The sequence below is a fragment of the Nocardioides sp. genome (assembly GCF_035429765.1).
In the GTDB taxonomy this organism is placed as follows: Bacteria; Actinomycetota; Actinomycetes; order Propionibacteriales; family Nocardioidaceae; genus Nocardioides.
The window spans coordinates 1-7,253 of sequence record NZ_DAOMFK010000158.1 but is presented as its reverse complement, the minus strand read 5'-3'; the positions used below and the strand labels follow the sequence as shown (position 1 = coordinate 7,253).

The window sequence follows — 7,253 nt, the reverse complement described above, 5'->3', positions numbered from 1 at the left end:
CAGCGCCCAGCAGAACCCAAAACCCAACAGCCACCAGGTGGCTGGGATCTTCCGCGCTACGGCGGACCGCGCGGCGGCGTACCTCCCCCTATCCCCCCGCGGCAGCCACCACGCCTACTCCGGGAAGCTCCACCGCATCGTGGTCAGCGGGTCGGTGCCGCCGAAGGAGCGGAACAGCCGGGAGGCCCGTTCGCACTGAGCCGTCAGGTCGCAGCGCACGGCGGCGACGTACTTCTTGCCGACGGGCTGGAGCAGCACCTGGTGGTTGGACTCCCACTCGGTGAAGCCGAAGTACATCGGCGGACGGAAGGTCTGCACGAGGCCACCGTGCATCCGGCGGACCTGCACCAGCGAGGCCCCGATCCCGTCGGTGAGGATCGGGATGGTCAGCATCCGGCGGCCGTCGGGCGAGAACCGGTACGGCAGGTCACGGCACGAGCGCCAGAGCACCACCGACGGCTGGCTCAGCACGACCGTTTGCTGGCACTCCTCGTACGGCGACCCCGCCTTGGGCACACGGACCACCAGCCGGTCGGCGGCGATGTCGGCCCACGCGGGGTGAGGCACCAGCAGACGCAGCCGGTTGGTCTCCGGGTTCCACCAGTACGTGCGGCTGTCGACACCGGTGACGACCATCCGGTGGACGCCGTAGTCGGCGACCTCCGCACCGAGGGAGCCGAAGGTGCGCTGGCGCACCAGGGTTCCGGTGAGCGTCTCCACGACCCGGATCCGGGTGCTCGGCCGGTCCATGGTCACCAGGGCGAGCCGGGTGCCGTCGGCCGAGACCGACACCGAGGTGCGACCGTCGAAGCGCTGCAGCACCTGCCGGGAGCCGTCGGGGTGCACCAGCTGGACGGTGTAGCGCCGGAACGACGCCCCGGCCGTCTGCACCAGGTAGTCACCGCCGACCCGGCCGAGCAGCCAGACGGTGGCCTCGCCGTCGACCGGGACCCGGGTGGCGCCGTCGACGATCACCTCCTGGGCCATGTGGAGCAGCGGCGTGTCCGCGCCCCGGGGGATCTGCCCCGGGTTGAGCACGACGCCGGGCGGATAGTCGTCGGCCCGGGCGGCCGCGACGGAGGGGGACGCCGAGACGGCGCCGGGAACGAGCACGAGAGAGGCGGCCACAGCCGCCACGAGAGACTTGAACATGGCGAACTCCTGCCTTCATCTCCAGTCTCGCCCCGGGCCGTGCCGAGCACAATGTGCACGCGGTCACGGGCCCCCGGGGCGGGTGCGCCCGGGGGCCCGTCGGCCGTGCCTCGTCACGGTTCTCAGTCGCTGACCACCGCCCGCAGGACGTCGACCTTGGCGGCCGCCCGGGCCGGGCCGACGGCAGCGAGGACACCCGCGGCCGCCGCCAGCGCGACGTACACGGCGATCTGCAGGACGGGGACGGAGATCGACTTGATCCCCTCGTCCTTGAGGATCTGCGACATGGCCAGCCCGATGCCGATCCCGAGGGCCGCGCCGCTCACGGCGCCGATCATCGAGATCACCGCGGACTCCCAGCGGACCATGGCCCGGACCTGGCCGCGGGTCATGCCGACCGCGCGGAGCAGGCCCAGCTCACGGGTGCGCTCGAAGACCGACAGCGCCAGCGTGTTGACGATGCCCAGCAGGGCGATCATCACGGCCAGGGCCAGCATCACCGTCATGAAGGTGAGCAGCTGGTCGACGAAGCCGCCGGCCTCCTTCTCGAAGCCCGCCCGGTCGAGCACCTTGGCGTCAGGGTGGTCGGCCAGGGCCGCCGTGAGCGCGTCTTGGACCTCGGCCCGGTCGGCACCGTTGTCCACGGTCACGAAGGCACCGGACACCAGCTGCGGACCGGCGAGCGCCTGCTGGGCGGCCCGGCTCAGGACGAAGTCGTCGCTGATCCAGCCCTTCCCGGCGTAGATCGCCGCGATGCGCAGCGGGTGCTCCCCCGTCTCGGCGAACTCAGCGGTCACGGTGTCCCCGACCTTCCAGCCGTGGGCCGTCGCCGCGGACTCGGCCACCATGACCCCCGACCTGCCGAGGCCGGCGAGCGAGCCCTCGGACACGCCCAGGCTCAGGACCTCGTCCGCGTTCGCGGGGTCGATCGCCGAGTAGCCGGAGTCCGCGCCGTCGAAGCGGGCCGTGCCCCAGCCCTGGGCCGAGACCTCGTCCACCCCGTCGACCGACCGGACCGCGTCCAGGACCGACGGGCTGTAGCCCGGCGCCTGCGCGCTGGAGGTGACGACGTACAGGTCCGCGTCCACCCGGTCGGAGAGCACGTCGCCGAACGACGCCTTGAGGGAGGAGGCGAACACGCCCATGCTCACGACCAGGGTGAGGCCGATCATCAGGGCCGCCGCGGTGGCAGAGGTACGCCGCGGGTTGCGCGTCGCGTTCTGCTTCGCCAGCTCACCGGGCAGGCCGCGCAACCGCAGCGGGGCCGCGATCGCCGAGGCCAGCGGCCGCACCGCGACAGGAAGCGCCACGATCACCCCGACCATCGCCGCGGCCAGACCGATGCCGAACAGCTTGATCCCGCCGTCGCCGTACAGCGACCACAGGAGCGACGCGGCGCCGGCCGCGAGGACGGACAGCCCGATCAGGGCCCGACGCGTCGACGGCCTCTCGGCACCCGGCGCGGACTCACGCAGGGCCTCGACCGGCAGCACCTTGGTGGCGCGGCGGGCGGGCACGAGCGCGGCCAGCACCGTCACGCCGACACCGACGGCGAGGGAGATCCAGACCTGGCTGGACTCGATCTGCAGCGTGGTGAACGGCAGCGCCAGGCCGACAGTGTCCATGAGCCACTTCAGGCCCTTGGCCACGCCGATCCCGAGGGCGAAGCCGACCGCCGACGCGACCAGCCCCAGCCCCACGGCCTCGACCAGCAGGCTGCTCATCACCTGGCGCCGGCGGGCACCGATCGCCCGCAGCAGCGCGATCTCACGCGAGCGCTGCGACACCGTCATCGTGAAGGTGTTCCAGATGATGAACGACCCGACGAACAGCGCGATGCCGGCGAAGATCCCGAAGATGATGCCGACGATCTTGAAGTTCCCCTTCGTGGCGTCGGCGTTCTCCTTCGCCACGGCGGCACCGGTGAGCGCCTCGGTGCCCTCGGGGACCACCGAGGACAGCCGGTCGGCCAGCTCGGTCTGGCTCACGCCGGGCTCGGCGCTGACATTGATCGCGTCGAACTGCCCGGGCGAGCCCAGCACGTGCTGCGCGGTCGCGGTGTCGAAGTACGCCGACGTGGTGCCGCCGAGGTCCGTGATGCCGTCGCCGTAGCCGACCGTGCCGACCACCGTGAACTCCCGGGTCGGGCCCTGGAACAGCACCTTGATCGTGGAGCCGAGGGGGATGTCGTGGTCCTCGGCGCTGGTGGCGTCGATGACGACCTCGTGCCCGTTGGTCGGCGCGTGGCCGCTGAGCAGCTCCACGTCGCCGCGGAGCTCCGCGTCAGCCGGCATGCTGTAGCCGTTGGTCGGGGCGCCGCCGTTGGTGGTGACGGCGCGGCCCTCGGTGTCGGTGAGCAGGGCGTAGCCCTGGACCGAGCCCTCCGCCGCGCGGACGCCGTCCACGCCGCGGACCCGGTCGAGGACCTTCTCCGAGATCGGGCCGCGGTTGGTGCCGACGCCCTCGGTCTGGGCGTACGGCGCCACGGTGCGGACCACCGCGTCGGTGCCGGACCCGATCTTGCCGAACAGCATGTCGAAGGCGATGCCCATGGTGTTCGTGAGGATCAGGGTGCCGGACAGGAGGGCGACGCCGAGTGCGATCGACGCCGTGGTCAGGATGAGGCGCAGCTTGTGCGCCAGCATGCTTCTGATGGTCGCGGTGAACATGGTCAGGCTCCCAGGGTCTTCATGTAGTCCAGGACGTCCTCGGCGGACGGGGCGTGCCTCTCGTCGGCGATCCGGCCGTCGGCGAGGAAGAGGACCCGATCCGCGTACGCCGCGGCGTTCGGGTCGTGGGTGACCATCACGACGGTCTGGCCGAGCTGGTCCACCGCGGAGCGCAGGAAGCCGAGCAGCTCGGCCCCCGACCTCGAGTCGAGGGCGCCGGTCGGCTCGTCGGCGAAGACGATCTCCGGACGCGACGCCAGGGCACGGGCCGCGGCGACGCGCTGCTGCTGGCCGCCCGAGAGCTCGGTCGGCCGGTGCCCGAGCCGGCCACCGAGACCCACGGTCTCGACGATCGAGGCGACCCACGCGGCGTCCGGGCGGCGGCCCGCGATCCGCATGGGCAGCACGATGTTCTCGGCCGCGGTCATGGTGGGCAGCAGGTTGAACGACTGGAAGATGAAGCCGATCCGGTCGCGGCGGAGCTGGGTCAGCCTCTTGTCGCGAAGCGAGGTGATCTCGGTGTCGCCGAGGTACACCTCGCCCGCCGTCGGTCGGTCGAGACCGGCGAGCATGTGCAGCAAGGTGGACTTGCCGGAGCCCGAAGGTCCCATGATCGCCGTGAAGCGGCCGCGGTCGAGGGCGACGGTCACGTCGTCCAGGGCTGCCACGGTGGCGTCCCCGGTGCCGTAGTGCTTGGTGACGCCCACGGCGTACGCCGCCGGTGTGGTCGTGCCGGTGGTGGCGGCCCGACCGGGGGTGAGAGTGGTGCTGAGGGTCATCTCTGGTTCTCCTTGTCGGTGGCCGTCCGGGTCTCGGGCGGCATACGACGAGCACACCGGATCCAGCACCGTCCGGCGATCGGGCTGGGCGCACCACCGGCGGCGCTGGCCGCCCGGCTGCGGAGGATGCCCCCGGGGGCCAGCCCCACCCCCGGGGTGGGGCTGACGCCCTCCCCCGCCCGGCCCGGAGCGGGCACACTGCTGGGATGAGGTGGAGGCCGCCCCGGCAGCGCCGGTCGAGACGCGACTGGCTGGCCCTGGCTCTGGTGTCCGCCGGCCTGGTCGGCTTCGTGGGGGTGACCTACCTCCTCGTCGTCGTCGGCGGCGGCGCGCTGATCGGGCACACCGAGACGCCCCAGGCAGGTCTATCGGTCCTGGCCACCGCCGTGGTCGCCCTCGGCTTCGACCCGGTGCTGACCCGTCTGCACGGGTTCGCGTCCCGGGCCGTGCGGGGCGGCCGGCCCTCGCCGTACGACGCGCTGCGGCGGTTCTCCTCCACCGTCGCCGGGAGCGGGCCGGCGGAGGATCTCCCGCTGCGGATGGCTCGGCTGCTCGCCGAGGGCACCGGCGCGGAGTGGGCGCAGGTCTGGGTGGCCGTGGCCGGGCGGCCCGTACCGGCGGCCACCTGGCCGCTGGAGGCGGAGGCCCGGTTGGTGAGCTCCCCGGGGTGGGACCCCGGCACCCGTCGGCTCCCGGTCCGGCACGGGGAGGAGGAGCTCGGCATGCTGGTCCTGCGCGAGCGCGTGGGCACCTCCCTGACCCCGGTCGAGGAGCGCCTCTTCGCCGGCCTGGCCGGCCAGGCCGGGCTGGTGCTGCGCGGTGTCCAGCTGCGCGCCGCCCTGGAGCAGCGGGTGGCCGAGCTGTCGGCCCGGGAGGCGGAGCTGAGGGTGTCCCGCGAGCGGCTGGTCGACGCCCAGGACGCCGCGCGGCGGCGGCTGGAGCGCGACACCCACGACGGTGCTCAGCAGCACCTGGTCGCGCTGGCGGTGAACCTGCGCCTCGCCGCGAGCCTGGCGTCGACCGCTCCCGAGCGCGCCGAACCGCTGCTGGCCGCCCAGGAGGCCGCGGCGAGGGATGCGACAGCCACGCTGCTCCGGCTCTCCCGCGGCATCTACCCGCCGCTGCTGGAGGAGGCGGGGGTCGCGGCGGCGCTGCGGGCGGCGGCGGGCGACGGCGCGGTCCTCGTGGAGGAGCGGGGTGCGCACCGGCATCCGCTCGGCGCCGAGGTGGCCGCGTACTTCTGCTGCCTGGAGGCGATCCAGAACGCCGCCAAGCACGCCGGAGCCACCACCGTCCACGTCGAGGTGGACGCCGGCCTGGACCGGCTGAGCCTGACCATCAGCGACGACGGGCCGGGCTTCGACCCGGCTGCGATCGGCACAGGGAGCGGGCTGACGAACATGCGCGACCGGGTGGACTCCGCCGGCGGCACGCTGGACCTGGACTCCGAGCCGGGGCGGGGCACCCGGCTGCGCGTGGTGATCCCGTCGCGGGCGCTCACGACTGTCGAAGCGGGTGGGTGACGTGCCCTCGCGGGTGGCCTGGTCGCTCGTCGGCCTCACCGTCGTGCTGCTGACCGCCGACGTGGTGGTGTCCGCGCAGGCGGTCTCACTCACGTCCGAGACCGCGGTGGCGGTGCACGGCTTCCCCTTCGTGGAGGGCGCCTGCCTCGGTTGCGCGCTGATGGGCGCGCTGATCGTCTCACGCTACGAGCGGCACCCGATCGGCTGGCTGCTGAGCGCTGTGGGGGTGCTGACCTCGATCTCGCTGCTGACCGAGGCGTACTCCTACTGGGTCCGGGAGAGCGGCGGCCCGGGGTCCTGGGCGCTCGGTGGCATCTCCGGGTGGGTCTCCCAGCTGTTCGGCGGTCAGATCGCCGTCGCCCTGCTGGCCCTGATGTTCATGCTGGCGCCGGACGGGCGCTTCCTCTCCCGCCGTTGGCGGAGAGCCGCACTCGTCCCGGTGGTCGGCGCGGTGCTGTGCCTGGTCGCGATCCTGTCGTTCCCGCCGGCCGAGTTCGACCTGATGAGTGGGGACGAGAGCTTCGGGACGGTGCGCCTCACCATGCTCAGCGTGGGGTTCACGATGATCAGCCTGGGCATGGTCCTGGGACTGGTGTCCATGGTCGTGAGGCTGCGGGGCAGCACCGGCGAGGAGCGCCAGCAGCTGCGGCCGATCGCGCTGTCTGCGGGCCTGGCTGCGGTCGGCCTGGTGATCCTCTTCGTCGGGCAGGCGGTCAACGGCGGCCGGCAGACCTGGCTGTCGGGGGTCCCGCTCAACCTCTCGTTCTTCCTGATGCCGATCCTGTTCGCCGTCGCGGTGCTGCGCTACCGGCTCTACGACCTGGACGTGATCATCAACCGGACCGTCGTGGTGGCCGCTGGGGCGGGGTTCGCCGCGATCGGCTACACGACGCTGGTCGTGCTCGCCGGGCGCCAGGTCGAGGGCCGGACCGGCGGGTTCTGGCTCTCCCTCCTCGCCACCGTGGTGGTCGCCCTCGCGTTCCAGCCGCTGCGGCGGGTCGTGGTCCGGCTCGCCGACCGCGCGGCGTACGGAGAGCGGGCGCAGCCCTACGAGGCGCTCGCCGACTTCGGCCGCCGACTGGCACAGGCGCCCGACCCCGACGACCTGCTGCCGGCGGTGGCCGAGGCGG

General features: G+C 73.1%; 5 protein-coding genes. 2 read left to right on the top strand and 3 right to left on the bottom strand.

Annotation, left to right across the window (positions count from 1 at the left end; genetic code table 11):
• Positions 1-114: 114 nt before the first annotated feature.
• The 3 genes from PLP61_RS13025 to PLP61_RS13015 all read right to left on the bottom strand — a co-directional run bounded on the left by PLP61_RS13025 (position 115) and on the right by PLP61_RS13015 (position 4,600).
• Positions 115-1,152 carry a WD40 repeat domain-containing protein gene (locus tag PLP61_RS13025; RefSeq protein WP_324503163.1) on the bottom strand — a complete coding sequence of 346 codons (1,038 nt, stop codon included), beginning with the start codon at positions 1,150-1,152 and terminating at the stop codon, positions 115-117.
• A gap of 122 nt (positions 1,153-1,274) precedes the next feature.
• On the bottom strand, positions 1,275-3,797 hold the full coding sequence (locus PLP61_RS13020; RefSeq protein WP_324503162.1) for an ABC transporter permease: 2,523 nt from the start codon (positions 3,795-3,797) through the stop codon (positions 1,275-1,277).
• 26 nt (positions 3,798-3,823) lie between these two features.
• Complete coding sequence (locus tag PLP61_RS13015; RefSeq protein WP_324503161.1) at positions 3,824-4,600, bottom strand: ABC transporter ATP-binding protein; 777 nt, start codon at positions 4,598-4,600, stop codon at positions 3,824-3,826.
• Positions 4,601-4,806: 206 nt separating this feature from the next.
• Between PLP61_RS13015 and PLP61_RS13010 the strand changes: the two genes are divergently transcribed.
• Together PLP61_RS13010 and PLP61_RS13005 are read left to right on the top strand one after the other, a co-directional pair.
• Positions 4,807-6,123, top strand: coding sequence for a sensor histidine kinase (locus PLP61_RS13010; protein WP_324503160.1), 1,317 nt, complete (start codon positions 4,807-4,809; stop codon positions 6,121-6,123).
• A partial coding sequence (locus tag PLP61_RS13005; protein WP_324503159.1) for a hypothetical protein occupies positions 6,116-7,253 on the top strand: 1,138 nt, incomplete at its 3' end. The genes PLP61_RS13010 and PLP61_RS13005, both read left to right, overlap by 8 nt.

What these genes read in the sequence shown, in the direction of transcription:
- PLP61_RS13020 (WP_324503162.1), bottom strand. Translation starts at nt 3,797, where the DNA reads ATGCTGGCGCACAAGCTGCGCCTCATCCTGACCACGGCGTCGATCGCA.
- PLP61_RS13015 (WP_324503161.1), bottom strand. Translation starts at nt 4,600, where the DNA reads ATGACCCTCAGCACCACTCTCACCCCCGGTCGGGCCGCCACCACCGGC.
- PLP61_RS13010 (WP_324503160.1), top strand. Translation starts at nt 4,807, where the DNA reads ATGAGGTGGAGGCCGCCCCGGCAGCGCCGGTCGAGACGCGACTGGCTG.
- PLP61_RS13025 (WP_324503163.1), bottom strand. Translation starts at nt 1,152, where the DNA reads ATGTTCAAGTCTCTCGTGGCGGCTGTGGCCGCCTCTCTCGTGCTCGTT.